This is a genomic window from Rhodoplanes azumiensis (assembly GCF_042682915.1).
In the GTDB taxonomy this organism is placed as follows: domain Bacteria; phylum Pseudomonadota; class Alphaproteobacteria; order Rhizobiales; family Xanthobacteraceae; genus Rhodoplanes; species Rhodoplanes azumiensis.
In genome coordinates this window covers 15121-41392 of the sequence record NZ_JBHUIW010000027.1, presented here as the reverse complement: position 1 = coordinate 41392, position 26272 = coordinate 15121, and the positions used below count along the sequence as shown (strand labels likewise).

The 26272-nt window shown below is 70.5% G+C and carries 27 protein-coding genes; 14 read left to right on the top strand and 13 right to left on the bottom strand.

Features of this window, described 5'->3' with window-relative positions; translation table 11 throughout:
• Window positions 1-82: 82 nt before the first annotated feature.
• The gene (locus ACFSOX_RS19685) at window positions 83-643 is read right to left on the bottom strand and encodes a CopD family protein (protein ID WP_378479524.1); all 561 of its coding nucleotides are present in this window, start codon (window positions 641-643) and stop codon (window positions 83-85) included.
• A complete protein-coding gene (hemE, locus tag ACFSOX_RS19680) occupies window positions 640-1707 on the bottom strand; it encodes a uroporphyrinogen decarboxylase (protein ID WP_378479523.1) in 1068 nt (355 codons plus the stop codon). Before hemE ends, ACFSOX_RS19685 begins: the two co-directional genes overlap by 4 nt.
• A 377-nt stretch (window positions 1708-2084) precedes the next feature.
• On the opposite strand from hemE, the gene ACFSOX_RS19675 reads away from it, so the two are divergent.
• From ACFSOX_RS19675 to dnaQ, 4 genes are all read left to right on the top strand, one after another.
• Window positions 2085-2924, top strand: coding sequence for a pyruvate, water dikinase regulatory protein (locus tag ACFSOX_RS19675; protein ID WP_378479522.1), 840 nt, complete (start codon window positions 2085-2087; stop codon window positions 2922-2924).
• A 13-nt stretch (window positions 2925-2937) separates the two neighbouring features.
• Window positions 2938-3543, top strand: coding sequence for a Maf family protein (locus ACFSOX_RS19670; RefSeq protein WP_378479521.1), 606 nt, complete (start codon window positions 2938-2940; stop codon window positions 3541-3543).
• Between the two features lie 68 nt (window positions 3544-3611).
• Window positions 3612-4232, top strand: a complete 621-nt coding sequence (gene coaE / locus ACFSOX_RS19665) for a dephospho-CoA kinase (protein WP_378479561.1) — start codon at window positions 3612-3614, stop codon at window positions 4230-4232.
• Window positions 4233-4250: 18 nt separating this feature from the next.
• On the top strand, window positions 4251-5006 hold the full coding sequence (dnaQ, locus tag ACFSOX_RS19660) for a DNA polymerase III subunit epsilon (RefSeq protein WP_378479560.1): 756 nt from the start codon (window positions 4251-4253) through the stop codon (window positions 5004-5006).
• A gap of 96 nt (window positions 5007-5102) precedes the next feature.
• Here the strand turns inward: dnaQ and secB are convergent, their stop codons facing one another.
• On the bottom strand, window positions 5103-5597 hold the full coding sequence (gene secB / locus ACFSOX_RS19655) for a protein-export chaperone SecB (protein ID WP_378479520.1): 495 nt from the start codon (window positions 5595-5597) through the stop codon (window positions 5103-5105).
• Window positions 5598-5791: 194 nt separating this feature from the next.
• Entirely contained in the window at window positions 5792-6289 is a 498-nt protein-coding gene (locus ACFSOX_RS19650; protein ID WP_378479519.1) for an FxsA family protein, read from the bottom strand.
• Between the two features lie 349 nt (window positions 6290-6638).
• Between ACFSOX_RS19650 and ACFSOX_RS19645 the strand changes: the two genes are divergently transcribed.
• From ACFSOX_RS19645 to ACFSOX_RS19635, 3 genes are all read left to right on the top strand, one after another.
• On the top strand, window positions 6639-7385 hold the full coding sequence (locus ACFSOX_RS19645; RefSeq protein ID WP_378479518.1) for a Tim44/TimA family putative adaptor protein: 747 nt from the start codon (window positions 6639-6641) through the stop codon (window positions 7383-7385).
• A gap of 78 nt (window positions 7386-7463) precedes the next feature.
• Complete coding sequence (gene mltA / locus ACFSOX_RS19640; protein WP_378479517.1) at window positions 7464-8816, top strand: murein transglycosylase A; 1353 nt, start codon at window positions 7464-7466, stop codon at window positions 8814-8816.
• A gap of 15 nt (window positions 8817-8831) precedes the next feature.
• On the top strand, window positions 8832-9410 hold the full coding sequence (locus tag ACFSOX_RS19635; RefSeq protein WP_378479516.1) for a Smr/MutS family protein: 579 nt from the start codon (window positions 8832-8834) through the stop codon (window positions 9408-9410).
• Here ACFSOX_RS19635 and dmeF read toward each other — a convergent pair.
• Window positions 9394-10437 carry a CDF family Co(II)/Ni(II) efflux transporter DmeF gene (gene dmeF, locus ACFSOX_RS19630; RefSeq protein WP_378479515.1) on the bottom strand — a complete coding sequence of 348 codons (1044 nt, stop codon included), beginning with the start codon at window positions 10435-10437 and terminating at the stop codon, window positions 9394-9396. The two genes, ACFSOX_RS19635 and dmeF, sit on opposite strands and share 17 nt — an antisense overlap.
• A gap of 166 nt (window positions 10438-10603) precedes the next feature.
• On the opposite strand from dmeF, the gene ACFSOX_RS19625 reads away from it, so the two are divergent.
• A complete protein-coding gene (locus ACFSOX_RS19625) occupies window positions 10604-11710 on the top strand; it encodes a glycosyltransferase (protein WP_378479514.1) in 1107 nt (368 codons plus the stop codon).
• 141 nt (window positions 11711-11851) lie between these two features.
• On the opposite strand, the gene ACFSOX_RS19620 is transcribed toward ACFSOX_RS19625, so the two are convergent.
• The 7 genes from ACFSOX_RS19620 to ACFSOX_RS19590 all read right to left on the bottom strand — a co-directional run bounded on the left by ACFSOX_RS19620 (window position 11852) and on the right by ACFSOX_RS19590 (window position 18802).
• Entirely contained in the window at window positions 11852-12682 is an 831-nt protein-coding gene (locus tag ACFSOX_RS19620) for a hypothetical protein (protein ID WP_378479513.1), read from the bottom strand.
• Between the two features lie 176 nt (window positions 12683-12858).
• Entirely contained in the window at window positions 12859-13269 is a 411-nt protein-coding gene (locus ACFSOX_RS19615; protein ID WP_378479512.1) for a VOC family protein, read from the bottom strand.
• A gap of 124 nt (window positions 13270-13393) precedes the next feature.
• On the bottom strand, window positions 13394-14947 hold the full coding sequence (rpoN, locus tag ACFSOX_RS19610; protein WP_378479511.1) for an RNA polymerase factor sigma-54: 1554 nt from the start codon (window positions 14945-14947) through the stop codon (window positions 13394-13396).
• Window positions 14948-15200: 253 nt separating this feature from the next.
• Window positions 15201-16145, bottom strand: coding sequence for an LPS export ABC transporter ATP-binding protein (gene lptB, locus ACFSOX_RS19605; RefSeq protein ID WP_378479510.1), 945 nt, complete (start codon window positions 16143-16145; stop codon window positions 15201-15203).
• 159 nt (window positions 16146-16304) lie between these two features.
• Window positions 16305-17096 (bottom strand): LptA/OstA family protein, encoded by a 792-nt coding sequence (locus tag ACFSOX_RS19600; protein WP_378479509.1) that lies wholly within the window; start codon window positions 17094-17096, stop codon window positions 16305-16307.
• On the bottom strand, window positions 17093-18031 hold the full coding sequence (gene lptC / locus ACFSOX_RS19595; protein WP_378479508.1) for an LPS export ABC transporter periplasmic protein LptC: 939 nt from the start codon (window positions 18029-18031) through the stop codon (window positions 17093-17095). The genes ACFSOX_RS19600 and lptC overlap by 4 nt, the downstream gene beginning before the upstream one ends.
• Before the next feature lie 156 nt (window positions 18032-18187).
• Window positions 18188-18802: a ribonuclease D gene (locus ACFSOX_RS19590; RefSeq protein ID WP_378479507.1), complete on the bottom strand. Its 615-nt coding sequence runs from the start codon at window positions 18800-18802 to the stop codon at window positions 18188-18190.
• A gap of 447 nt (window positions 18803-19249) precedes the next feature.
• Between ACFSOX_RS19590 and ACFSOX_RS19585 the strand changes: the two genes are divergently transcribed.
• Window positions 19250-19933 carry a septal ring lytic transglycosylase RlpA family protein gene (locus tag ACFSOX_RS19585; protein WP_378479506.1) on the top strand — a complete coding sequence of 228 codons (684 nt, stop codon included), beginning with the start codon at window positions 19250-19252 and terminating at the stop codon, window positions 19931-19933.
• A 30-nt stretch (window positions 19934-19963) separates the two neighbouring features.
• Here the strand turns inward: ACFSOX_RS19585 and ACFSOX_RS19580 are convergent, their stop codons facing one another.
• Window positions 19964-20905, bottom strand: coding sequence for a LysR family transcriptional regulator (locus tag ACFSOX_RS19580; protein WP_378479505.1), 942 nt, complete (start codon window positions 20903-20905; stop codon window positions 19964-19966).
• Between the two features lie 645 nt (window positions 20906-21550).
• Here ACFSOX_RS19580 and ACFSOX_RS19575 point away from each other — a divergent pair.
• The 5 genes from ACFSOX_RS19575 to ACFSOX_RS19555 all read left to right on the top strand — a co-directional run bounded on the left by ACFSOX_RS19575 (window position 21551) and on the right by ACFSOX_RS19555 (window position 26222).
• On the top strand, window positions 21551-22447 hold the full coding sequence (locus ACFSOX_RS19575; protein WP_378479504.1) for a fumarylacetoacetate hydrolase family protein: 897 nt from the start codon (window positions 21551-21553) through the stop codon (window positions 22445-22447).
• Window positions 22448-22456: 9 nt separating this feature from the next.
• On the top strand, window positions 22457-23635 hold the full coding sequence (locus tag ACFSOX_RS19570; RefSeq protein ID WP_378479503.1) for a hypothetical protein: 1179 nt from the start codon (window positions 22457-22459) through the stop codon (window positions 23633-23635).
• Window positions 23636-23722: 87 nt separating this feature from the next.
• Window positions 23723-24493 (top strand): SDR family NAD(P)-dependent oxidoreductase, encoded by a 771-nt coding sequence (locus ACFSOX_RS19565; protein WP_378479502.1) that lies wholly within the window; start codon window positions 23723-23725, stop codon window positions 24491-24493.
• A gap of 94 nt (window positions 24494-24587) precedes the next feature.
• A complete protein-coding gene (locus tag ACFSOX_RS19560) occupies window positions 24588-25424 on the top strand; it encodes a crotonase/enoyl-CoA hydratase family protein (RefSeq protein WP_378479501.1) in 837 nt (278 codons plus the stop codon).
• A gap of 15 nt (window positions 25425-25439) precedes the next feature.
• Window positions 25440-26222 (top strand): enoyl-CoA hydratase-related protein, encoded by a 783-nt coding sequence (locus tag ACFSOX_RS19555; RefSeq protein ID WP_378479500.1) that lies wholly within the window; start codon window positions 25440-25442, stop codon window positions 26220-26222.
• Window positions 26223-26272 lie beyond the last annotated feature (50 nt).

The window sequence follows — 26272 nt, the reverse complement described above, 5'->3', positions numbered from 1 at the left end:
TTCGGGGAGATGGCGCCAACATAGGTAAAGAGGGCGAGGCACGCAAGAGCGTTGCCTGGTGAAACGACGTGCAGGTTGCCGTTCAGAAGGGCTTCACGATCACCAGAATCACGGTCCCGACCCCCGACGACACCCCCACGGCGTTGAGAACCATGTAGAATCCGCGCCGGCTGCGGGCCTTTTCCAGGCCGCCGGGGCGGGCCAGCCGGCGGGTCTCGGCCGAGACGCTACCGTGCACGGCCGACAACAGGATGACGAGCGCGAGCTTGCCATGGAACCAGCCGCTGGCGATCCAGCCGCCCTCCCACACCAGCCAGCCGCCGAACCCCCATGTCGCCACCATGGCCGGATTGACGAGATGCCGGATGAGGCGGTGCTCGATCAGCCCGAGCATGTCGGCCACCGGACCCGGCCCTGCCCCGACATGCAGGGCGAACAGCGGCGGCAGCGCCAGCATTCCGGCCACCCAGGCCGTCACGGTGACGAGATGGGCCGCCTTCATCCAGTCGTAGAGATCGATCGGCACCAGGAGGATCAGGCCGACCGCAGCCGCGACCGGGATCAACAGCCCGATCACGGCGCGAAGGACGCGCCGGCTCGGCGAGGCGAGCTCGCCCCGTCGCGGACCGGCGCCGTCGGTCAACGGCCGCGCACCCGCGCCAGCATGCGCTCGACGTTCTCGATCGGCGCCTCCGGCGTGATGCCGTGGCCGAGATTGAAGATGAACGGACCGTCTCGGAACGCCTCCATGACGGCATCGACGCCGCGGTCGAGCGCATCGCCGCCGGCGACCAGCAGCAGCGGGTCGAGATTGCCCTGCACGGCCACCCGACTCTGGATGCGCTCGCGCGCGAACCGAAGGTCCATGGTCCAGTCGAGCCCGACGGCGTCGACCGGCACGCGGTCGACGAAGCGCTCGAGCTGAGTTCCGGCCCCACGCGGGAAGGCGATGATCTTCGCCCCCGGCACCTGCGCCCGCACACCATCGACGATGCGCTTCGCCGGATCGATCACCCAGCGGTCGAACTCGGCGGGCGGCAGGATGCCGCCCCAGGTGTCGAACACCTGCACGGCGTCGACACCGCAGCGGAACTGCTCGACGAGGTAGGTGATCGACGCCTCGACCAGGCTGTCGATCAGGGTCTGCATGGTCTTCGGATCCCGATAGGCGAGGAGCCGTGCCGGCCCCTGATCCGGGGTGCCTTGCCCGGCCACCATGTATGTCGCGACCGTCCACGGCGCGCCGCAGAAGCCCAGGAAGGTCGTCTCGGCCGGCAATCCGGCCCGGATCAGCTTGACGGCCTCGAACACGGCGGCGAGCTTCGTCTTGTCGAAGGCGCCGGCATACTGCCCGACGGTCTCGGCGGTCACCACCGGCTCCAGCTGCGGGCCTTCGCCCGCCGTGAATCGCACCGTCTGGCCGAGCGCGTGCGGCACCACCAGGATGTCGGAGAACAGGATCGCCGCATCGAAACCGAAGCGCCGGATCGGCTGGAACGTCACCTCGGCGGCGAGCGTCGGGTTGTAGCAGAGGTCGAGGAAGCTCCCCGCCTGCTCGCGCGTCGCCCGGTACTCGGGCAGGTATCGTCCGGCCTGACGCATCATCCAGACCGGAGGCACCGCCTGCCTCTTGCCGGCCAACACGTCGAGAAGCTTACGGGTCGGGGTCGTCGTCGAGACGGAGCTGGGCATATCGGGCCTGGTCATCTGCTCATTCAAAAGATTAAGTGAATCTTCATTGTTGAGTCTATTGGGGGCTGGAAAAGACTCACGACTCGGGTGTCCACACGGCATCCACCCTCGTCCACACCGTCATCCACCGTTCCGGGTCCGGAGGCAACCCCGCGGCCGAGCGCCGGGAGTCTTTGTCGCAGAGGGGCTTGGGCCGTGCGATCGACCGCCCGGGGTGATACCATTGCCGCTCTCCACATTGAAGGCGTATAAATCCGGGACTCGTTCTCCCGTCTTGTGAATATGTGATCCGGGCCGGGCCGGGACGTGCCGCACCACCCGGTGGCGGTGGCGGCGGAGGGGGGTTTTCCCCGGCCGTCCACAGTCGTCCCGAACGCCGTCCCTGGATCGCGATGAGCAAGCCGACCAGCTTCTTCCACCTGCATCTCGTGTCCGACTCGACCGGCGAGACGCTGATCACGGTGGCGCGCGCCGCCACGGCGCAGTACACCCAGGTGTCGGCGGTCGAGCACGTCTATCCGGCGGTGCGGACCAACAAGCAGCTCGACCATGTGCTCGCCGAGATCGAGCAGGAGCCCGGCGTCATCCTCTACACGCTGCTCGATGCGGCCCTGATCGACCGGCTGGAGGCGACGTGCCGGGATCTCGGCCTGCCCTGTCTGTCGATCCTCGGTCCGGTGCTGCGGCTGTTCGAGTCTCATCTCGGCGCCGAAGCCACCCCCAAGGTCGGCGCCCAGCACGCCCTCGACGCCGAGTACTTCAAGCGCATCGATGCGCTCAACTACACGATGATGCACGACGACGGGCAGATGGCCGACGACCTGGAGCGCGCCGAGGTCGTGCTGGTCGGGGTGTCACGCACGTCGAAGACGCCGACCTCGATCTATCTCGCCAATCGTGGCGTCAAGACCGCCAACATTCCGCTGGTGCCGGGCGTGCCGCTGCCGCCCGGCCTCGAGGATCTCAAGAAACCGCTGGTGGTCGGGCTGTTCGCCAGCCCCGAACGGATCGTCGCGATCCGCCAGAATCGCCTGCTCGGCCTCAAGGCCCATCAGGAGGACGACCAATATATCGACCAGGAGGCGGTCTCCGAGGAGATCACCTATTCGCGCCGCCTATGCGCCCGCAACGGCTGGCCGCTGATCGACGTGACGCGTCGCTCGATCGAGGAGACGGCCGCTGCCGTGATGGCGTTGCTCGCCGAGCGCCGCCGCCAGCTCGGCAGCGAGTAACGGACGACGCGTGATGCTCTGGCTTTCCCCGACACCGCTGGTGATCGCTTCGAAGAGCGCGGTGCGACGCGCCATCCTGGCGGCCGCCGGCTTTCCGCTCGAGGTGACGGACGCCGACATCGACGAGCGCGCCGTGGAGACGCGCGGCGGCCCGGTGGCGCCCGATCAGGCGGCGCTGCTGCTGGCGCGCGAGAAGGCCCGCGTCGCCGTGGCCCGCTTCCCCGGCCATTACGTGATCGGCGCCGACCAGACGCTGGCGCTCGGTGACCGCCGCTTCAACAAGCCGGACAGCCGCGACACCGCGCGCGAGCAGCTCAAGGCGCTCGGCGGCCAGACCCACGCGCTTCATTCGGCCGTGGCCGTCGCCAAGGACGGGCGGGTGATCTTCAGCCATGTCGAGACGGCGCGGCTCACCATGCGGCGGCTCACCGATCGCTTCCTCGACGCCTATCTGGACACGGCGGGCGACGCGGTGACGACCAGCGTCGGCGCCTATCAGCTCGAAGGGTTGGGGAGTCATCTTTTCGAGCGGATCGACGGCGACCATTTCACCATTCTGGGCTTGCCGCTGTTCGCTCTGCTCGCCTTCCTGCGCCGCGAGGGCTGCCTGGCCGGATGAGGCGGCGCCGGACGAGCCGGCCAAGGGGCGGCCAACGGGCGGCCAAGAGGGCGACGATGACCGCGACGATGCGCATCATCGGGCTGACCGGATCGGTGGGCATGGGCAAGTCGGTGACGGCCCGCATGTTCGCCGAAGCGGGCGTACCCGTGCACGACGCCGACGCGGCGGTCCATCGGCTCTACGAAAGCGACGCGGTGGCGCCGGTCGAGGCGGCGTTTCCGGGCGTCACGGTCGACGGCCGGATCGACCGAACGAGGCTCGCGGCCCGCGTGCTGAACGATCCCGCCGCCCTGAAGACGCTGGAGGCGATCGTCCACCCGCTGGTCCGCCGCGAGGAGGAGGCGTTCCTCGCCGAAGCGCGAGCTGCCGGCGTGCCTGTCGCGGTGCTCGACATTCCGCTGCTGTTCGAGACCGGCGGCGACGCCCGCGTCGATCACGTCGTCGTCGTCTCGGCACCGGCCGACCTTCAACGCGCCCGCGTGCTGCGCCGGCCCGGCATGACGGCGGAGAAGTTCGCCGCCATCCTCGCCAAGCAGATGCCGGACGCCGAGAAGCGTCGGCGCGCCGATTTTGTCGTGGACAGCTCCGGCGGCTTCGATTCCGCCCGCGCCCAAGTCCGTGCCATTCTGGCCGCCCTCCCCAGTCGGGCACCGCGATCGCGACCGCCCGACCAGACGACGGCGTGAGCGCGAGGCCAGATGACCATCCGCGAGATCGTGTTCGACACCGAGACCACCGGCCTCGACCCCCTCAAGGGCGACCGCCTGGTCGAGATCGGCTGCATCGAGCTGGTCAACCGCCTGCCGTCCGGCCGGACGTTCCACAAATACCTCAACCCGCAGCGCGACATGCCGGCCGAGGCGTTCGCCGTGCACGGGCTGTCGGCCGAGTTTCTGGCCGACAAGCCGCTGTTCGCCGACATCGTCGACGAGTTCGTCGCGTTCATCGGCGACGCGCCGCTGATCGCCCACAACGGGATGTTCGACCTCGGCTTCATCAATGCCGAGCTGGAGCGGTGCGGCATCGCGGCCCTGCCGCGCACCCGCATCGTCGACACGCTGCAACTCGCACGGCGGAAATTCCCGGGCGCCTCGAACAAGCTCGACGATCTGTGCGCGCGCTACCGCATCGACACGTCACGCCGCGTCAAGCACGGCGCGTTGCTCGATTCCGAGCTTCTGGCCGAGGTCTATCTCGAGCTGATCGAGGCCCGGCAGGTCTCGCTCGATCTCGTCAGTGCCGATGTCGCCTCGGTCGAGGTCGGCGAGACGGTGCGGCAGGTCCGCGCCCGTCCGACCCCGCTCGCGCCCCGCCTCGACGCGGCCGAGCTCGTCGCCCACCGCGCCTTCGTCGGCACGCTCGGCGACCAGGCGATCTGGAAGGACTATCTGCCGGCCCCCGAGCCCGCCCCCGAGCCGGCGGCCGAGGAGGCGGCCGAGGAGACGCGCGCGGCCGGATGAGGACGGGGCGCCAAGTCCCGGCGCAACGTCCCCACCAGACAACGATGCCCGGCACGAGGCCGGGCATCGAAGCTCGAACGCCGAAGATCGGCGCGATCAGGCCTGGGCGCTGGCCTGCTGAGCCTGGAGGTTCGCGACGCGCTGCTGGAACAGGCCGACGAAGTCGATCGGGTCGAGCAGCAAAGGCGGGAAGCCGCCGTTGATCACCGCATTGGCGACGATCTCGCGGGCGAACGGGAACAGGAGCCGCGGGCACTCGATCATCAGGAGCGGCGGCAGGTTGTCCTGCGGGATGTTCTGCAGCCGGAACACGCCGCCATAGACGAGCTCGAAGCCGAACAGCGTGTTGCCGCCGACCTCGGCCTTGCCGTCGAGCTTCAGCTCCACCTCGTAGTCGGTGTTCGACATCGGGGTGGTGTTGACGTTGACCTGCACGCTGATCTGCGGCGGTTGCCCCTGCTGCATGAGGCTGCGCGGCGCGTTCGGATTCTCGAACGAGAAATCCTTCACGTATTGCGCGAGCACGTTGAGCGACGGCCCCTGGGGCTGCGCCTGCGGGGCGGCCGCGTCGCCGCCGTTGGTGGTGGCCATGACCTCTCCTGACCGCGAGCAGGCGCCCGCGTGACCTCGAGCCGAAAATCCGTCGCCGCCGGCGGTTCCGGCGGGTGGCGCGTGGCTAACACAGCCCGCCGGACCCGACAAGCCGGGCTCCGGCGGGTCCGGGACGCGGCCGTCGGACGGGTTTCGGTCATCATCCTGATACAGTGTTCGGTCTTCCGCCGTGTTCAGCCTTCCGTGTGGGGGCGCTTGCGGCGGCGCCGCTTCGGCTCGGGCAGCACCTCCCACTCGTCCGGCGCGAGGTCGACGACGGGTCCGGCGCCCGGATGGCGTCGGCGCGTGAAGGCGGGGCCGGGCGCGCCCGGTGGCCCGCCGGTGCCGAGCAGGGTGTCGAGCCGGGTCCGCACCGACGGAACCAGCACCAGGAGGGCGGCGAGGTCGGTGAGGAAGCCCGGGATCGCGAGCAGCACGGCGGCGAGCGCCGGGATGGCCGGCACGGTCCGCTCGCTGCCCTGCGCGGCAAATCGCCCCGACAGCAGGTCGCGGACATCCTGCAGCCACCGTGGTCCTCTCCGATACAGGATCAAGATCCCGGCCCCCGAGCCGGCGATCAGCAGCACGGCCGCGCCGGAGACGCCGAAGAACGCCGAAACGATCAGGAAGGCGATCAGCTCCGCGAGCGGGAGAAGCACCAGGCCGGCCACCAACCACTTGCCGATTTTCATTGATCTTGCACCCGGAAGCAGTCACAAATCCGAGGTATGCCCGTGGGTCGACGATACGCTGCGGCGCATGACGCCGAAGAGCAACCCGAAGAGCAACCTGGCCGGAGAGGCCGTCCGCTCGACGGTCTCCGACCCGGTAACCACAACCCCGGACCGGCGGCGGGTTTCCGTGCCGCCCCTGGACCGGCAACGCGAGCGTACCTAGATCATGGCAACCCGGATCGTGGCAGCCAGGGCGTCGGCACCCGCGCGTTCGACATCCACCCGGTCGGAACTCGCCCGGTCGACCCCTTGTTAGCCACACGCCGTCCTTACGAGTCCCTGCAACGTCTGCGAGAGCGTGCGAGACGTGTTTGACATCTATACCATCATTTTTCTCGCGCTCGCCGTGTTCATCTTTCTGCGGCTGCGCAGCGTATTGGGGCAGCGGACCGGCCGCGAGCGGCCGCCCTACGACCCGTTCTCGACGCGCGACGCGGCCGCCCCGCGTGACGCCACCCGCAGCAGCGCCAACACCAACGACAAGGTGGTGACCCTGCCGACCCGCAGCGACGCGCCGACGGCACCCCGGCCCATCGAGGCCGCCGAGGCACCGGTCGCGGTGTCGCCCGACCGTCTCAAGGGCATCGCGGCGCCGGGCTCGCCGGTCGCCGCCGGGCTCGCCGCCATCGCTGCCGCCGACACCAGCTTCGACCCGCAACACTTCCTCACCGGCGCCCGCGCCGCCTACGAGATGATCGTCACCGCCTTCGCCGAGGGGGATCGCCGCTCGCTGCGCAACCTCCTCTCCAAGGAGGTGTTCGACGGCTTCGAGGCGGCCATCAAGGACCGCGAGAGCCGCGGCGAGACCGCCGAGACCCGCTTCGTGTCGATCGACACGGCCGAGATCTCCGCGGCCGAGCTGCGCGGCCGCATCGCCCAGGTGACGCTGCGCTTCGTCTCGCAGCTCATCTCGGTGACGCGCGACCGTGCCGGTGCCGTGGTCGACGGCTCCGACGAGAAGGTCACCGAGGTCACCGACGTGTGGACCTTCGCGCGCGACGTCTCCTCGCGCGATCCGAACTGGAAGCTGGTCGCCACCGAGGCCGGCCATTGACGGCCGCGACGGCGCCCCATGACCGCCGTCGCCTTCTTGCCCCGTCGTCTCCGCATCCGGTGCGGTCGAGGTCGCGCGTTGGGTGTCGCGCTTCTCTGTGCGCTCGGCCTGGCAGGTGACGTCGTCTCGGCCGCTCCGGCGGCCCGCCGAGACGATCCCGAGACTCGCGGCCACGGCCGCCCGCCGCCCGAGATGCCGCTGGTCGTCGAGGACGCGCAGCTCGAGCCGATCGACTTTTCCGATCTTCCCGGCTGGACCGAGGACGACCAGGCCGCCGCGCTCGCCACCTTCAAGGCGAGCTGCCGGCCGCTGCTGCGCGGCGATCCCGCCGCCGACCCGCGCCCGATGCGCCGCGCCCTGATGGGGCCGTGCCGCCGGGCCGTGGCCCACCGTCCCGGTGCGACCTCCGGAAGCTCCGAGGCGGCGCGAAAATTCTTCGAGCAGAATTTCCGGCCGTTGCGCATCAGTCGGATCGGCGAGCCGGCCGGCTTCCTCACCGGCTATTACGAGCCGATCGTCGACGGCTCGCGCTTCCCGACGCAGATCTTCAAGGTGCCGATGTATCGCCGGCCGCCCGACCTCGTGGCGCCCGGCGCCAAGCCGGGCCAGCCGTTCCCGAACCGCGGCCAGGCGTTCCGCGTCCTCCCCGACGGATCGAGCGTGCCGTATTACGACCGCGGCGAGATCGAGGACGGGGCGCTCTCCGGCCGGCACCTGGAGCTCGCCTGGCTGAAGGATCCGGCCGATCTCCTCACCATCCAGATCCAGGGCTCGGCCCGGGTGCGGCTGGAGGACGGCACGCTCCTGCGCGTCAATTACGACGGCCACAACGGCTTTCCCTACACGCCGGTCGGCCGCGTGCTGATCGAGCGTGGCCACATCCCGCGCGAGGAGATGTCGATGGCGCGCATCCGCGACTGGATGCGCGCCAACCCCGACGAGGCGACCGAGGTGCGTCGGCAGAACCGCGCCTTCGTGTTCTTCCGCATCGTCGGGCTCGACGTGACCCAGGGGCCGCTCGGCGGCCAGGGCATTCCGCTCACCGACGGGCGCTCGATCGCGGTCGATCGCGTGCTGCACGTCTACGGCACGCCGTTCTTCATCTCGGCCGAGCTGCCGATCATCGGCAACCGCACGAACGACCCGTTCCGCCGCACCATGATCGCCCAGGACACCGGCTCGGCCATCACCGGGCCGGCACGCGCCGATCTCTATTTCGGCTCCGGCGACGACGCCGGGCGGATCGCCGGCCGCATCCGCGCGCCCGGGCGCTTCGCTCTGCTGGTGCCGCGCGAGCTCGATCCGGTCGCGCGCGCCGCCGCGCTGCCGCTGCCGCGGCTGCGCCCGCCGCCGCTGCCGGAGAAGCCGGCCGCCAAGCGGAAGCCGTCACGCGGCGAGCCGCGCGGCGGCCGACGCGCGCAGCGACGCTGAGCCTGCGGGGCCGTCATGGTGCGCAAGCTCAGCGACGAGGAGCACCGGCTGTGGTCGGGTGTCGTCCGTTCGGTGCGGCCGCTGCATCCGGCCCGTGCCTCGGTGGCGCCGCTGCCCGCCGAGACGGCGGCGCCGGCGACGCCCGAGCCGCGCCCCGCGCCCCGAGCGAAATCCGGTGCGTCGAACGCCGCTTCGACAGGAAGGCCGGGCGCTCACGCGGTGCCGAAACCGCCGCCACTCGCTCCGATCGGCCGGCGCGACACGCGACGGCTGGCGCGCGGGACCACCGAGATCGAGGCCCGCATCGATCTGCACGGCATGACCCAGAGCGAGGCGCATGCGGCGCTGCGCGGCTTCCTGATGCGGGCCCAGGGCCAGGGCTGCCGCCACGTGCTGGTGATCACCGGCAAGGGCGGCGACGGCGAGGGATCCGGCCAGGGATTCGGGCCCGGTCAGGGCCGCGGCATCCTGCGTCGCCAAGTTCCGCAGTGGCTCCAGCTCCCGGAGTTCCGCGCCTGCGTGGCCGGCTTCGACGCCGCGGTCGGCCACGGCGGCGCCGGCGCCCTCTACGTGCGGATCAGGCGGCCGCGCTGAGGCGGCGCACCGTCTCGCCGACGTCGTGATCGTGCGCGTCGCAGCCGTGCACCTCGATGGTGACGTGCGACAGGACCGTGAGACCGGCGAGCCGCGCCTTGTAGTGCGCCGGTGGCTGCGGATCGTCGCTGACGACCGCGGCGATCACGGCCAGGTGGCCCGGCCCGACCCGCCAGACATGCAGGTCGCTGACGCGGTCGTCACCGACCTCGAGCTTGTCACGAATGGTCTTCACCAGACGGGCGTCCGGCACGCGATCGACCAGCACGCCGCCGGCGGCGCGCAGGAGGCCGACCGACCACTGCGTGATCAGCACGGCGCCGACGATCCCCATCAGCGGGTCCATCACGGTCCAGCCGAGATAGCGCGCGGCGAGCAGCGCCACGACGGCCAGCACAGAGGTCAGCGCATCGGCCAGCACATGGAAGTAGGCGGCGCGCAGATTGTTGTCGGTGTGGTGCGCGTGGCCGTGATCATGATCACCGTCGTGATGGTCGTGGTCATGATCATGATCATGATCGTCGTGCGCGCCGGCGTGTCCGGCAAAGCCGTGATCGTGACGATGATGGTGCGGGTCGAACAGCAGCCAGGCGCTGACGAGATTGACGGCGAGGCCGACCACGGCGAGGCCGATCGCCTGGCCGAAGGCGATCTCGACCGGCCTGATCAACCGCTCGACCGACTCCCACGCGACCAGCAGCGCGACCATCGCCATCACCACGGCGCTGGCGAAGCCGGCGAGCTCGCCGATCTTGCCGGTGCCGAACGTGAAGCCGGGATTCGCCGCGTTCTTGCGCGCCACCCGGTAGGCGACCGCGGCGATCGCGAGCGCCCCGGCATGGGTCGCCATGTGCCAGCCGTCCGCCACCACGGCCATCGAGCCGAACAGCGTGCCGCCGACGATCTCGGCCACCATCATGGCGCCGGTGAGCGCCACCACGGCCCAGGTGCGGCGCTCGTTGGCGTCGTGGCTCTCGCCGAGAAACACGTGGTCGTGCTGCCAGGCCTTCAACGAACGGGTGTGCATGGTCGGATCCGGACGTTGCGCATCGTGCCCGAAGTGTGCGGGCACGGCCGGCGGCGCGCAAGCCCGCGACCGCGGGCCGGGTGTGCGGTGCGTTTGTCCCGACGGCGGTTTGCGCTATGACGACGGTCCGACCCGGACCCCGCGAACGAAAAAGCCGTCGAGCCCCATGGCCGAGATCATCATCGCCGACACGACGCGCCGATACGACGGCACGCATCTGGAGACGCAGCCGCTCGGCGGCACCGAGTCGTCGGTCATTCGCCTGGCGCGCGAGCTGGCGCGCCGCCGCCACGCCGTGACGGTCTACACCAACTGCACGACGCCCGTGGAGGACCACGGCGTCATGTGGCGGCCGATCGCCGGCGCCCGGCCGGAGTCTTGCGATCTCTATGTCGCCTGCCAGCATCCGCGGCTGCTGCGCTTCGTGAAGCGGCCGAAGCGACGCGCCATCTGGGTGCTGTGGCAGCCCAACCATCTCAAGCACTACAAGCAGCTCGGCCGCGTCTGGTGGTATCGCCCGGTGCCGGTGCTGCAGAGCCTGCACCAGGTGAACATCTGGTCGCCGGTCCTGCCGCGCCGCGATCCGCAGATCCTCATCCCGCTCGGGCTGCCCGAGGACGTGCGCGGCCGCGCGCCGCTCGCCGCGCCGCCGCCGCGGCGCGCCATCTTCGCCTCCAATCCGCAGCGCAACCTCAGGCGCCTCGTCGAGATCTGGGCCGAGAAGGTGCTGCCGCGGCTGCCCGACGCGGTGCTCGACTGCTACGGCGTGCACGACATTCCGGCCGGGCGCGACGCCTGGGACGTGTGGGGGGGCTCGCTGCTGCCGGCCGACCCGTCGCCGCAGTTGCGCGCCTCGGTGCGGGTGCATCCGACCGCGACCCGCGAGGGGCTGATCGAGGCGATGCGCGCCGCCCGCGTGCTCGTCTATCTCGGCCACAAGGTCGAGGCCTTCTGCCTCTCGGTCGCCGAGGCGCAGGCGCTCGGCGTGCCGGCCGTGGTGGCGCCGGTCGCCGCCGTGCCGGAGCGCGTGCTCGACGGCATCACCGGATATCACGAGGCCGATCCGGACCGCTTCGCCGAGCGCACCATCGCGCTGCTCACCGACGACGCGCTGTGGCGGCGCCAGCACGAGGCGGCGATCCGCTACCAGCAGGGCATCTCGTGGTCCGAGTATGCCGGCCGCTTCGAGGCGGCCCTGCTCGCCGACCGCTTCCCGATCAACCGCTCGGTGCTCGCCGTCCCGCCCGGGGAGGAGGACACCCCGTCCGGGTGATGGTTCGCGGTCGTTGTGGGGGGCGCCGGAGGCGCGAACCCGGAATCCAGCCATTCGTTCCGAGCCCGTCGCTCGATTCTGGGTTCGCGGACCTCACGGTCCGCGCCCCGGAATGACACGCCCGGTCGATGTGCTGTCTACCTACAGCTTCGGCAATCCGGTCAGCCCGGCCGGCGAGAAGGCGAGGTCGAGGAGCTTCCACTCCTTGTACTTGCCGGCCGGCAGCACGCCGGTGGCCTGGCAGCGAGCGAGCGCCGCCATGGCGGTCTGCATCAGCACGGGGCCCTTGGCCGAGGCCGGAGCGGCGAGCAGCGTCGGATCGCCCGCGAGCGTGCCGTTCGGCTGGAAGGCGACACGCAGCACCACCTTGAGGCTGGCCGGGGCGCCGGCGAGGGCGGCCGGCGGCTGCCAGCACGCCTGCAGATGCGCCTTGAAGGCGGCGATCTCGGCCTCGGTCAGCGTCGCCTTGCGCTCGGTCGTCTGGTAGCCGACCGAGACGTTCATCAGCGGCGAGTCGAACCAGCTCCCCGACCCCTCGCCGTCGGATTCGGTGCTCGCGGGCTCGGCGGTCGCCACGGCGCGGGTCGGATCGGCGCCGGTCGGATCGGCGCGGGTCGGATCGGCGGAGGCGAGCTTTGGACCGGTCGCCGGATCGGGCTTGCGCTCGGGCGCGGCGGTCGGCTCGGGCGGCTGCTGCGGCGCTTGTTGCGGCGGCTCTTTCTGTGGCTCGGCCGGTTTTTGAGGCTCGGGCTGCGGTTCCGCCTTGGCCTGCCGGGTCGGCGTTTCGGCCGGCGTCTCGGCCTGTTGCGGGGCCGGCGCGTCGGGTTTCGGCGGCTCCGGCGCCTCCTCGGGCCGCACCAGCTCGACCGTGATGGGCGGCGGCGCGTCTGCCAACCCACGCCCCGGCAAGCCCGCCATCACCCCGACCAGGGCGTGCAGGATCACCGATATGGCGAAGAAGGCGAGTCGCACCGCGCGATCGCTCCCCGGGTTGAACGGCAAGGTCGGGCCGGCGCGCGTATCGCTCCGGCCGCCCGATCATGGGGCCGGAATGGCTCGCCAGGATGGCCGGGTCGAGGCCGTCGACGAATTTTCAACCCATGTGGCCGAATTGCACCGCCCTGCCCGCACCCGGTGCAGGCGCCGGCTCACTCCGTATCGGGCGCGGGCTCCCGCCGATGGCAGACGCAGCAGAGCTTGTTGCCCTCGGGGTCGCGGCCATAGGCGCCGTAGAAGGTCGGGTGGTAGTGGGCCCGCAGGCCCGGGGCGCCCTCGTCGGTGCCGCCATGGGCCAGCAGCGCCGCGTGAAACGCGTCGACCGCGGCCCGGGTCTTCGCCTCGAACGCCACCATGCAGCCGTTGCCGGGACTCGGCGGCTGCCGGTTTTGCGGCCGCAGGATCCAGAACGGCGGCTCGATGCCCGAAAAACCCTCCGGCGCGTAGCCGGCGCCGATCTTGAAGGTCTTCACCCGCACGAGCCCGAGCGTCGCCAGCACCGGATCGTAGAACGCCGTCGCGCGAACAACGTCGACGGTGCCGACCGTGACATGGCTGAGCATCTTTCGCGACTCCCGGCATGTGTGTCTGCCGTGGAGACTAGCTGGGCCGTCGGTGCGCGGATAGCGCGGGCTCGGATCTTGTTTGCGCCGGATCAGCCCCGCGGACCGCCTAGGTCCGCGCGCCCTACACCACCGCGGCCTTCATCTGCTTGTCGCGGCGGCGCTGGACCGAGGAGGGGATGCGCATCGCCTCGCGGTACTTGGCGACGGTGCGGCGCGCGATGTCGATGCCGGCGGCGCGCAGCTTCTCGACGATGGTGTCGTCGGAGAGCACGTCGTCGGGCGTCTCGGCGTCGATGAGCTGCTTGATGCGGTGGCGCACGGCCTCGGCCGAATGCGCCTCGCCGCCGTCGGCGGCGGCGATCGCCGAGGTGAAGAAGAACTTCAGCTCGAAGGTGCCGCGCGGGGTCGCCATGTACTTGTTGGCGGTGACGCGCGAGACGGTCGACTCGTGCATGCTGATCGCGTCGGCGACGGTCTTCAGGTTGAGCGGCCGCAGATGCTCGACGCCGTGGGTCAGGAAGGCGTCCTGCTGGCGGACGATCTCGCTCGCCACCTTGAGGATCGTCTTGGCGCGCTGGTCGAGGGCGCGCACCAGCCAGGCGGCGCTCTGCAGGCAGTCGGACAGGTAGGACTTCTCGGTGTCCTTCTTGGCCCGGCCGGCGACGCGCGCGTAGTAGGTCTGGTTGACCAGCACCTTGGGCAGCGTGTCGGAGTTCAATTCGATGATGAAGCTGCCGTCCGGTGCCTGGCGGACGAACACGTCCGGCACCACGGGCTGCACCGTCGTCGTGCCGAAGCGCAAGCCGGGCTTCGGGTCGAGCCGCCTGATCTCGGCGATCATGTCGGCGATGTCCTCGTCCGACACGCCGCATTTGCGCTTGAGGCCGGCGATGTCGCGCTTCGCCAGCAGGTCGAGATTGGCGACCAGCGCCTGCATGGCGGGATCGAAGCGGTCGTTCTCGCGCAGCTGGATCGCCAGGCATTCGGCGAGGTTGCGGGCGCACACGCCGGACGGGTTGAAGGTCTGCAGCGTGGCGAGCACGGCCTCGACGCGCTCGGGCGGGCAGCCGAGCTTCTCGGCGACCTCGGCCGGGTCGCCGGCCAGATACCCGGCCTCGTTGACCATGTCCAAGAGGTACTGGCCGATCATCCGCTCGGCCGGGTCGGTCACGGCGAGCGCGAGCTGCTCGGCGAGATGGTCGGCGAGCGTCGGCTCGGCCGCCACGAAGGCCTCGAGATTGTAGTCGTCGTCGTCGCGGCCGCCGTTGCCGACCGCCGACCATTCCGAGTAGCCGGCTGGGCGCTCCTCGGCGAGGCGCGACAGGCCGGGGCCGGACTCGTCGGGAAAGACGTTGTCGAGCGCGGTGCCGCCGAGCCGGTCCTCGATCGACGAACGGCTGGTGTCGGCGGCGTCCGCCATCCACTCCTCGGCGGCGTCGCGCGGCCCGGCCGGCGCTTCGGCCACGGCGGGGGCCGCGTCGGCGCCGTTCGGCTCGGGGACGCCCGGCTCGTCGCCACTGTCGCGCTCCAGCAGGGGATTGCGCTCGAGCTCGCCCTCGACATAGGCGGAGAGGTCGAGATGCGAGAGCTGCAGCAGCTTGATGGCCTGCAGCAGCTGCGGGGTCATCACCAGCGACTGGGTCTGTCGAAGCTGCAGCCGTTGCGAGAGCGCCATGGAAATCCCGGATGTCGTGTCGGTCCGGTCGTTGAAAAGCCCCGGATGTGGTCCGGTTCTTGCTTATCCAATCTGTCGGCGCCTGTACATCCGAATCTTTGCGTGGAATTTCGGATTTTCGTCGGACCGCGATCGGGCTGGCCGGGGTGCCCCCGGTCCGGATGCGCGACTCCGGCGGGGACGGAACCGCAGCTTTCGTATCACGATTTCGTGATCAACGAGTCGGCGCGACGCCGAGCCTCGCCGAAAGCCGTCACATCCGGAAGCTCTCGCCGAGATAGAGGCGGCGGACGTCGGGATTGTTGACGATGTCCTCGGTGGCGCCCTCGGTCAGCACCTCGCCCGAGTAGATGATGTAGGCGCGGTCGGTGAGGCCGAGGGTCTCGCGGACGTTGTGGTCGGTGATCAGCACGCCGATGCCGCGCTGGGTGAGGTGGCGGACCAGCGCCTGGATGTCGCCCACCGCAATCGGGTCGATGCCGGCGAACGGCTCGTCGAGCAGCATGTAGCTCGGCCGGCTGGCGAGCGCCCGGGCGATCTCGACGCGGCGGCGCTCGCCGCCCGACAGCGCGATCGACGGCGACTTGCGCAGCCGCGTGATGTTGAACTCTTCCAGCAACGAGTCGAGGTCGCGCTCGCGCTGCTTCTTGCTCGGCTCGACGATCTCCAGCACGGCCCGGATGTTGTCCTCGACGTTGAGGCCGCGGAAGATCGACGGCTCCTGCGCCAGGTAGCCGATGCCGAGCCGGGCGCGCTGATACATCGGCAGCGCCGTCACGTCGTAGCCGTCGAGCTCGATGCGGCCGCGATCCGCCCGGATCAGCCCGGTGATCATGTAGAACACGGTCGTCTTGCCGGCGCCGTTCGGCCCGAGCAGGCCGACCGCCTCGCCGCGCCGGACATAGAGGCTGACCCCCTTCACCACCTTGCGGCCGACGAAGGTCTTCTCGATGCCGTGCACGGCGAGGTACCCGTGCGCCGCCGCCTGGCGCGCCTCGTGGTCGCGTCTCTGCTGCTCGCGCTGCCACTCGGCGGCCGCCTGGCCGTCGTCGTGATAGCCGTCGTAGCGGGAATCGAGGCTCATCGGCTGCTGTCCGGAGGGGGGCGGCTCGTCGCTCCAGCCGGCGCGCGTGATGTCGCGTCCCCGCGACGACTGTTTCGGGGGCCTCGGTTTGAACCTGCCAAAAAAACCGGCCACGCGTGCCTCGACGACTCGGAGCCCATCATCGGGACGAGGGTCCCCTCCGCGTCCGCGCCGGGACCATAGCGGGTTGCACGGCCAGCGCAAACGCGGCCACGGGTCTCGGCCCGGCCGGGCGTCCGAACCATCGGGGGTGATGCTCGCACGACGCCGCGCCTAGTAGAGGCCGCTCGGGCCGGGTCGCTGCCGCGACGGCTCGCGGGCGGCATCGCGCCCGCCGGGCGACGGGGCCGGCGCGGCGGCCGCTCCGGTGGCGCCGCCGGCGCTCGGCTGGCTGCCCGGCATCAGCACGGCCTGCACGCGGCACTGGCCGCCGGGCTTGCCGCATTCGACGCGCGACACGCCTGTGGTCATGTCGACCACCAGCCGGTCGCCCTTCACGGCGTTCGGCCCCTGCGAGATGACGACGTTGCCGAGCAGTGTGACGGTGTTCGACTTCATGTCGAAGATGCCGTTGTCGCCGATCGCCACCTGGTCCTTCTGGGTGACCACGACGTTGCCGCGCGCCTCGATGCGCTTGATCTGTTGCGAGCCGCCACCGCCGGCCATGGCGCTGTTGGCGGGCGCCGGCGCGGGCTTGGCGGCCGGCTTGGCGTCGCCCTTCTGGTCCTGCTTGCCGGCATCGGGCTCGTAGAAGACGACGAGGGTCCGGCACTTCAGCGTCACGTCGCCCTGCACCAGATGCACATCGCCCGCGAAGGTCGCCGTCTTCTCCTTGTCGCGCACCTCGAGCGAGGCCGATTCGATCTTCACCGGCTGATCGCGGTTCTGGGCGAAGCCCTGCAGGGCGTTCGGGGTGTTGGAGCCGCCCGCTTGCGCCGCCGCCGGCGCGGCCGCCAGCATCGTCGTGGTCAGCGTCGCGGCGGCCGAGGCGGCCACGAACGCCGCGGCCGCCAGGCTGATACGGAGCGCCCGGGTCAGGGATCGGCCGTGCGGGCGCCGCGTCATCGCGTCCCCGCGCGGGCGCCGCTGCGTCCGGTGACGGCGGGTGAGGCCGGGGCGGCGTTCGCCTGGGGCCCGGCCGGCGGCGCCGGGCTCGACGAGCCCACGGTCGAGAGGTCGGCCCCGATGGTCAGAACCGTCAGCACGCCCTTGCTGAACCGAACCACCGAGCCGCCATCCGAGATGTCGAGCCGGTTGGCGTCGACGGTGCCGTTCGGCAGCGTCACCGTGACGGGCGCCTCGGAGACGATGGTGCCCTTCTTGACGTCCAGCACGGCCTCCTGGAGCTTCGCCTCGAAGCCCTTGCCGGTGCGCACGACGATGTTCTCGGTCAGCTTCAGGTTGTCCTGCTTGGAGTTGTAGAGGCCGTTCACGGCCGTCACGGTCACGGCGCCCTGGTCGTCGGTGTCGACCTGGGCGCGCAGATCGGTGAGCTCGAGCAGGTCCGGCCGGCTCAGATCCTGGGCGGCGGCGCGCGCCGTGAGGGCGTAGGGCTTCTGGTCGGCCGTGAAGCCGGCGAGGCGCGGCAGCTCCATGGTGATCTTCGAGCCGCTGACGACCAGCTTGCCGGGATCGATCGCCGTCTCGGTCGGCTTGAGCGGGTTGAAGAACACGGCGATCACCAGCACGCCGCCGGCGGCCACGATGCCGGCCGGAATCGCGATCCGCAGCAGGCGGATCATCCGGCTGTGCCGGGCCGCCCGGCGGAACCGGCGGTCGGCGTCGTTCTTGGGCAGCAGGCGCGCCCGCGAGGCCTCGCGCGAGGTCGCCTCGCGCGCCGTCGCGTCACGCGCGACCGCGCCGCGGCCCGACGCGTCCCGGCCCGACAGATCTCGGCCCGAATCTCGGCCCGACGGGTCGCGCGCCGGCACGCCGTCGAGGGCGCCGGCCCGGTGCGGGCCGTCTCGGTAGGGTGCGGGCACGGCGGTCAGGCGGTTCATCCCCAGCGTCTCGCTCCGGAACCCAGTTCCTGTAACCCAGGAGGCTCGTCCGGGCGATCACGAGCCGGACAGGGTCACCCGCGAATATGGCCGTCCCACGGCGGTCACCGGCATACCGCGTCCGATCGGGCCCGGCATGCCGGCACGAGCCGGCTCTCACGAATGGGCGAAGATGTCCTCCTCGGACCAGCCGGCGAGGTCGAGAATCGCCCGCACCGGCAGGAATCCGAAGCAGGCGGTGGCGAGGTCGGTGCGGTTCTCGCGCGCCAGCATCTCCTCGAGCCGGGCCTTGAGGGCGTGCAGGTGGAGGACGTCGGACGCCGCATAGGCGATCTGCGCCTCGCTGAGCTCGTCCGCGCCCCAGTCGGAAGACTGCTGCTGCTTCGAGACATCGAGGCCGAGCACGTCCTTCACGAGATCCTTGAGGCCATGGCGGTCCGTGTAGGTGCGGGTCAGCCGCGAGGCGATCTTGGTGCACCAGACGGGGCCCGGCATCACGCCCAGGCTCTTGTAGAGGACGGCGAGGTCGAAGCGGGCGAAGTGGAAGATCTTCAGCCGCTGCCGGTCGGCGAGCAGCGCCGCGAGATTGGGCGCGTTCGGGTTGTCGCGCGGAATCTGGACGACGTCGGCCGTGCCGTCGCCGGGGGAGAGCTGGACCACGCACAGCCTGTCTCGGGCCGGGTTCAGGCCCATCGTCTCGGTGTCGATGGCGACCGCGCCGGTGTAGCGGGCGAGGTCCGGAAGGTCGCCGCGATGCAGGCGGATCGTCATGGTCGTTCCAGTCCGGTTGCGCGCGGTCGTCCGGTTGCTCGCGGGCTGGGTCGCGCCGACGCGATGACAGCCACGGGCCGCGGTGTCTGAGGCCGCAGCCGGCCGGCGTCGTGACGGCGCGGCGCCGGGACTGCGCGAGGCCGGCTGTCGACGGGCCGCTGGACTGATGGACCAATGGCCTGACCGACAAGGATTTTCAGCCTCAATTCGGCCACCTGTGTAGCACACGCTCGATGCCGGTCAACGGCGCGCCAGCAAGGCGCGGCGACGCCATGGGGGAGCGGCCGCGGTTCGGCCGCCGGAGCGGCCGGCCTTTTCGGTCGGTCGAGTCGAACGGGGGCCGGTGCGTTTTCGCCGGTGGGGGACAGCATGCGCGCGTTCGCGTTGCGTGGCGTGATCGTCTTTGGAAGGTCGCCGTCGGGTGGAGCGTGGCTCCGGGCGCCACTGATGGGGATCCTGGGCGGCGCCGGGCTGTGGGTCGGGCTCGCCGGCGTGGTGCTGCCGGGGGCCGCAGCGACCGAGAGTGCCGACCGCACGGCCCGGACGGCCTCCAGAACCACCGGTCCGACCGCGACCCGGGTCGCCTCGGCGACGCCGAGCGAGGGCTTGCCGGTCGTCGTGCCGATGCCGCGCCCGCGCCCCGTCACGGCGCTCGCCGCGTCCGCGGCGCGATCCGGCGGGCAAGCGTCGTCTCCGGCACCCGGTCCGGCGAACTCCCTCGACCTTCAGGCCGGCCCGGCGCAAACTGGCCCGGCGCAACCCGGCGCCGCGAAGCCCGGCTTCACGCTCGCCTCGCTGACGCCGCCGGACGTCCCGCTGCCGCGCGCCCGGCCGGCCGGCGACACCGGCGATCCGCGCTGCGGCGGCGGCAAGCTGGTGCGCTCGGCCTATTACTGGCAGGGCACCAAGACGGCGAGCGGCCAGCGCTTCGATCCGGACGGCTTCACGGCGGCGCATCGCACGCTGCCGTTCGGGACCAAGCTGACGGTGAAAAATCCGCGCACCGGCCGGGCCGTCGAGGTGGTGGTCAACGACCGCGGCCCCTACACGCCGGGCCTCCACATCGACCTCAGCCGCGGCGCCGCCCGCGCCATCGGCCTCATGGGCACCGGCACGGTCTGCCTGATGTGAGTTTGGCGCGGCGCGGGCCGCCGGTCCGGCTCACGGCTCGGTCGCGACGGCTGCACGGCGCAGCTCGGTCTCCTCCTGGGCGAGCGTGCGGATGATCTTGGCGAAGCGCGCCGCGACCGGCGACAGCTTCTCGCCGCGCCGCCAGACGAGGCCGACCGGGCGGGGCGGGCCGACGTCCGCGAGCGGGATCACCTTCAGGCGGCCCGCCGCCGCCTCGACCTCGACGAGCCGCGGCGAGATCACCGACACGCAGGCCGAGTTCATCACGATCGACTTGATGGCGAGGATCGAGTTGGTGCTGATGCCGCGCACCGGCCAGGTCTGGCCGACCGAGGCGAACACCAGCTCCATCTGCTGGCGGAAGGCGCTGCCGCCGGCCGGCAGCACCCACTGCACGTCGGCGAGCTCGCTCAGCCGCACCGAGCTGCGCTCCGCCAGCGGATGGCCGGGCGCCGCGATCAGTGACCAGTCGACGCCGAACAGCGGCTCTTCCTCGATGTCGGTGTATTGCGGGGCGATGCCGAGCCGGCGCACCAGCACGTCGAGCTGGCGGGTGCGCAGCATCTCGGTGATCTCCTGGTCGAGCCCGTCGATCACCTTGATGGCGATGTTCGGGCTCTCGCGCATCAAGAGCTCGAGGCAGCGCGGCACCAGGTCGACGGCCGTCACCGGGGTGATGCCGAGGGCGAGCGTGCCCTCGAGCCCCAGCGAGCGCATGCGGATCTCCTCGCCGGCGCGGCCGAGCAGCGATTCGAGCGCCTGGGCGTAGAACACCAGCGCGTCGCCGAAGTCGTTGAGCCGCGCGCCTTGGCGGCCGCGCTCCAGCACCTTGACCCCGACCTGGCGCTCGAGCAGGGCGATGCTCTGCGACAATGCCGGCTGGGACATGTTGACGGCTTCGGCCGCCCCGCTGATCGAGCCGTGCCGCGCCACGGCGAGAAGCTCCAGAAGGCGGCGCGGTTCGATCTTCATCGTGGGGTCGATCCTGTCGGCGGCGAGGCCCGGGCCGCCCGATGCGGGGCGGAGCCTATACGCTTCGTCCCGGGCACGGAAGGTGGCGGCACCGCCCGGACCGCGAACCAGCGAGGGGGTAGCGGCGCGTCCCGCCGAATCGCCCGCCGGTGGGCGCGCCTTGCCGGAATGCCGGTCCGGCTGCGCACGACGCGCATGGACGACGGCTTCGGTATGCTGCACCGCAAACCGGGCTCGCCGCCCCGTCCGACCCGCCGGAACGGACGCCCACGACGTCTGCCCGGGTACCGGAAATCGTTGAAGGAACGACGGAATTCGGCCGTGAATTCCGACTGCTCCGGCGCCTGGTGCCGCCGCCTTCGGCCGATCCGTCGCCGCGGCCGGTCGTGCTGCGCCGCCCGTCGCGTCCGTAATCGTGCCCATACGCATAATCGGGTCCGATAGCGTTCCCAAAACTCCATATTGGACCTCGCTCACCGCCCGCTCCACTCTCCGGCCCGACGACGACCTCCGGTTCGAGGTCGTGATCACGAGCGTTCTCATCGTTCGGCATCACCGACCGAGGCCGGCGACCCGGCCGCTGCCGCGACCACCCCCGGTCGCGGGTCGGGGACCACCGGAAACGCCTGCATCAGGAGACGAGGCATGAAGCTAGCCACATTCAAGGTCGGGACCGAGCAGCTGGTCGGCGCCGTCGACGGCGACGAGGTCGTCGTGATCGACGTGCCGGACATGCGCACGCTGTTCGAGCTCGGCGCCCCGGTGAAGGACCAGGCCGAGAAGCGCCTGACCAAGCGCCGCTTCAAGCTCGCCGACGTCAAGCTGTGCGCGCCGATCCAGCCGAAGAAGATCTTCCACACGGCCGGCAACTACGCCGAGCACGCCCACGAGGGCGACCGCTCCAACTGGGTCGCCGCGATCAAGCCGTGGATCGTGTTCTTCCAGAACGTCGACGCGATCATCGGCCCGGATGACCCGGTCGTCTATCCGGAGCATCTGACGAAGTGTCTCGACTACGAGCTGGAGCTGTGCGTCCTGCTCGCCAAGCCGGGCAAGTTCTTCACCGAGAAGGAAGCCTCCGACTACATCGGCGGCTACGTGATCTTCAACGACATCACGGCGCGCGACATCCAGCGCCGCGAGATGGAATCGGCGAACTTCTGCTTCTCGAAGTCGATCGACACCTTCTGCCCGTTCGGCCCGTGGATCGTGACGCCGGACGAGATTCCGGATCCGTACAATCTGAACCTCGAGCTGCGGGTGAACGGCGAGAAGCGTCAGATCTCCAATTCGAGCCACATGTCGGTGACGATCCCGCAGCTCCTCTCCAAGTTCTCGCCGCTCGGCTACAACGCCGGCGACATCCTCACCACCGGCACGGTGTCGGGCGTGGCGGCGTTCAGCGCCGATCCGGAGGCTTGGTATCTCAAGCCGGGCGACGTGATGGAGGCCGAGATCGAGAAGATCGGCGTGCTCCGCAACAAGGTGATCTCCTGGAAGGAGGCCTACGGGGTCGACGCGCCGGCGTGGCAGGGCTTCTGAGGACCGGTCATGATCGATCGCACCAAGGTCTGGTCCGGCACGCTGAACGAGGTGGCCCTCGCGGGCCGCTCGAAGCGCGCCGCGAAGTTCTACGACACGACGCTGCGTGACGGCGAGCAGGCGGTGGGCGCCGCCTTCGATCCCGAGCAGAAGCTCGAGATCGCGAAGATGGTCGACGGCCTCGGCGTCGGCCGCATCGAGGCGGGCTTCCCGCGCGTCTCGGACGAGGACAAGGAGGCGATCCGAGCGATCGCCAAGGCCGGCTTGAAGGCGGAGGTGTGGGGTTTTTCCCGCGCTCTCGTGGACGACGTGGCGGCTGTCATCGAGCTCGGCCTGAAATACTGCGTCATCGAGGCGCCGATCTCCGACCCCAAGCTCGCGGCGCTCGAGGTCACCCGCGAGAAGGTGCTCGAGCGGATCAAGACCGCGGTGAAGTTCGCCACCGAGAACGGCATCCATGTCTGCTTCTTCGGCGTCGATTCCACGCGCGCCGATCTCGGCTTCTTCGAGCACGTCTACAAGACCGCGCTCGACGTCGGTGCCAAGGAGATCGCGGTCGTCGACACGCTCGGCATCGCCACCCCCGAGGCGGTGACGTTCCTGATCGGCAAGTCGCGCGAATGGGTCGGGCCGAACGTGCCGATCCACTGGCACGGTCACAACGACTTCGGTCTCGCCACGGCGAGCGCCGTGGCGGCGATCGACGCCGGCGCGGCGTGGATCCACGGCACCGTGGACGGCATCGGCGAGCGGGGCGGCAACGCCAACATCCCGGAGATCGCGCTGGCGCTCGAACTGCTCTACGGCATCGACACCGGCCTCGACCTCACCAAGGTCCGCAAGGCCTCGGAGCGACTGCGGCAGATCGCCCGTTACGGGCTCGAGCCGTGGAAACCGGTGGTCGGCGAGAACCTGTTCGTGCGCGAGACCGGCGCGGTGGCGGCGCAGTTCCACCTGCCGCACGCCATCGAGCCCTACGCGGCCTCGCTGCTCGACACGCCGCGCGGCATCGTGCTCGGCAAGAAGAGCGGTGCCGCGTCGATCACGCTGAAGAGCGAGGAGCTCGGCCTGAAGGTCGGCGACGACAAGGTTCCGGTGCTGCTCGCCGAGGTCAAAAAGCTCGCCCTGCAGAAGCGCGGCCTGCTGACCGACGCGGAGTTCGTCGAGATCGTGAAACGCCACGGCTGATCATCCCCGGCCTCGTGCAGACGAGGCGAGCCCGGCCGCACACGCGGCCGGGTTCCGGGAGATCACGCTTCGAGAAGGAACACTGAGATGGGTCGTTTCCAGGACAAGAAGGTGCTCGTGACGGGCTCCGGCCGCGGCTTCGGAGCCGTGCTGGCGCTCGCCTTCGCGGACGAGGGCGCCGACGTCGTCGTCCACTACAACTCCTCGGCCAAGGGCGCCGAAGAGGTGGTCAAGCAGATCGAGGCGAAGGGCCGCAAGGCGATCGCCGTGAAGGGCGACATCGGCTCGCATGCCGACGTCCTGAAGATCGCCGAGACTTGCGTCGGCGACTTCGGCGGCTGCGACGTGCTGGTCAACAACGTCGGCGACATGGCGCTCGATCAGAAGTCGTGGCGCGAGTTCGACGAGAAGGTGATCGAGCACACGCTGCGGGTCGACATCATGGGCACCATGTTCATGATCCACGAAATCGGCTCGCGCATGCTCGACAGTGGCCGCGGCGGCACGATCGTCAACATCGGCTCGCAAGTGGTGATCGCCGGCTCGCCGCGCGCCCCGCAATACGCCGCGGCGAAGTACGGCGTCATCGGCCTGACCAAGTCCTACGCGAGGGCGCTGGCGCCGCTGGTGCGGGTCAACACGCTCGGCGCCGCCTTCATGGAGACCGAGGCGCTGAAGAACCGCCACGACTGGAAGAACGGCCGGCGCGAGGAGGTGTTGAAGCAGACCCCGCTCGCCCGCATCGCCACCCCCGAGGACATGGTCGGCCCGACCCTGTTCCTGGCGGCCGACGATTCCAAGCACATGACCGGCCAGTTCCTCCTGGCCAACGGCGGCCTGGCGATGGTCGGCGCCTGAGCGAAGCCGTGTCGGAGCCGGGCCGCCGCGGGTCTCCCACGCGACGGCCCGCCGCCCCGACACACCCGGGACGCGCGGATGCGGAGTGACTAAGATGGACGATATCACCGCATCGACGAAAGGCGCGACCATGACTGCGACGCTCGAGGTCTCGCGGAGCAACCACGTGATGCTCCTGAAGATCGCCGACCCCAAGACCCGCAACGCCCTGTCGGGCGAGCGCTTCTACAAGGCCATCGAGGACGCGGTCCGGATCGCCAACGACGATCTCGACATCCGCTGCGTCATCGTCACCGGCGACGGCAAGGCGTTCTCGTCCGGCGGCAACGTGCAGGACATGCACGGCCGCAAGGGCATGTTCGGCGGCGAGCCGCAGCAGATCGCCGAGCAGTACCGGGTCGGCATCCAGCGCATCCCGATGGCGATGTGGAAGCTCGACGTGCCGGCGATCGCCGCCGTCAACGGCCCGGCGATCGGGGCGGGCTGCGACCTCGCCTGCATGTGCGACATCCGCATCGCGTCCGACCGCGCCGTGTTCGCCGAGAGCTTCGTCAAGGTCGGCATCGTGCCGGGCGACGGCGGCTCGTGGCTGCTGCCGCGCGTCGTCGGCTACGCGCGGGCCGCCGAGATGGCGTTCACGGGCGACCCGATCGACGCCGACGAGGCGCGCGAGATCGGCCTCGTCTCGCGCGTCGTGCCGCACGACCAGCTGATGACGGTCGCCTTCGAGATCGCCGGCCGCATCGCCGCCAACCCGCCGCACGCGCTGCGCTGGACCAAGCGCCTGCTGCGCGAATCCCAGACCGCCCGCCTCGACACGGTGCTTGAGATGGCCGCCGCCTATCAGGCGCTGTCGCACCAGACCGAGGACCACGCCGAAGCCGTCGCCGCGCTGATCGAGAAGCGCCGCCCGGTGTTCAAGGGACGCTGACGTGAGAGTGCGCGCATGACCACCGATTCGGAAAAGCCCCTGCTGCTCCTCGAACGGCCGTCCGAGGCGATCGCCGTCGTCCGCATCAACCGGCCGGAGGTGCGAAACGCACTCAATCTCGCGTTGCGCCGCGCGCTCGCCGCCACGTTCCGGGATCTGACGGCCGACACCGCACTCCGCTGCATCGTGATCACGGGCGACGACAAGGCGTTCTGCGCCGGCGCCGACCTCTCCGAATATGTCGACGCCGACCCGGTCGAGATCATCGGACGCGACATGGGACGACTGTGGGGCGCCATCGCCGACTGCCCGCTGCCGGTGATCGCCGCCGTCAACGGCTTCGCGCTCGGCGGCGGCTGCGAGCTCGCCATGCATGCCGACATCATCGTGGCCGGCCGCTCGGCGAAGTTCGGCCAGCCCGAGGTGATGATCGGCATCACGCCGGGCGGCGGCGCGACGCAGCGCCTGACGCGCGCGGTCGGCAAGTTCAACGCCATGCGGCTGATGCTGACCGGCGAAATCGTCGACGCCGAGGAGGCTCGCGCCATCGGGCTGGTCAGCCGGCTGGTCGACGACGCCGCCGTGATGCCGGAGGCGCTGCGCCTCGCCGGGCTGATCGCGTCGGCGGCTCCGATCGCCGTGCGCAAGACCAAGGAGCTGGTTCTGGAGAGCCAGAACGTGCCGCTGGAGGCGGGGCTGCGCAGCGAGCGCGCCGGTTTCCAGCTCACCTTCGCGACCAAGGACAAGCACGACCGCATGCGGGCGTTCCTCGACCGCAAGAAGACTCCGTCGCGATGACGACGGCCACGGGTGCATCACGGAGACCTCACCCGACGACGACCTAACCG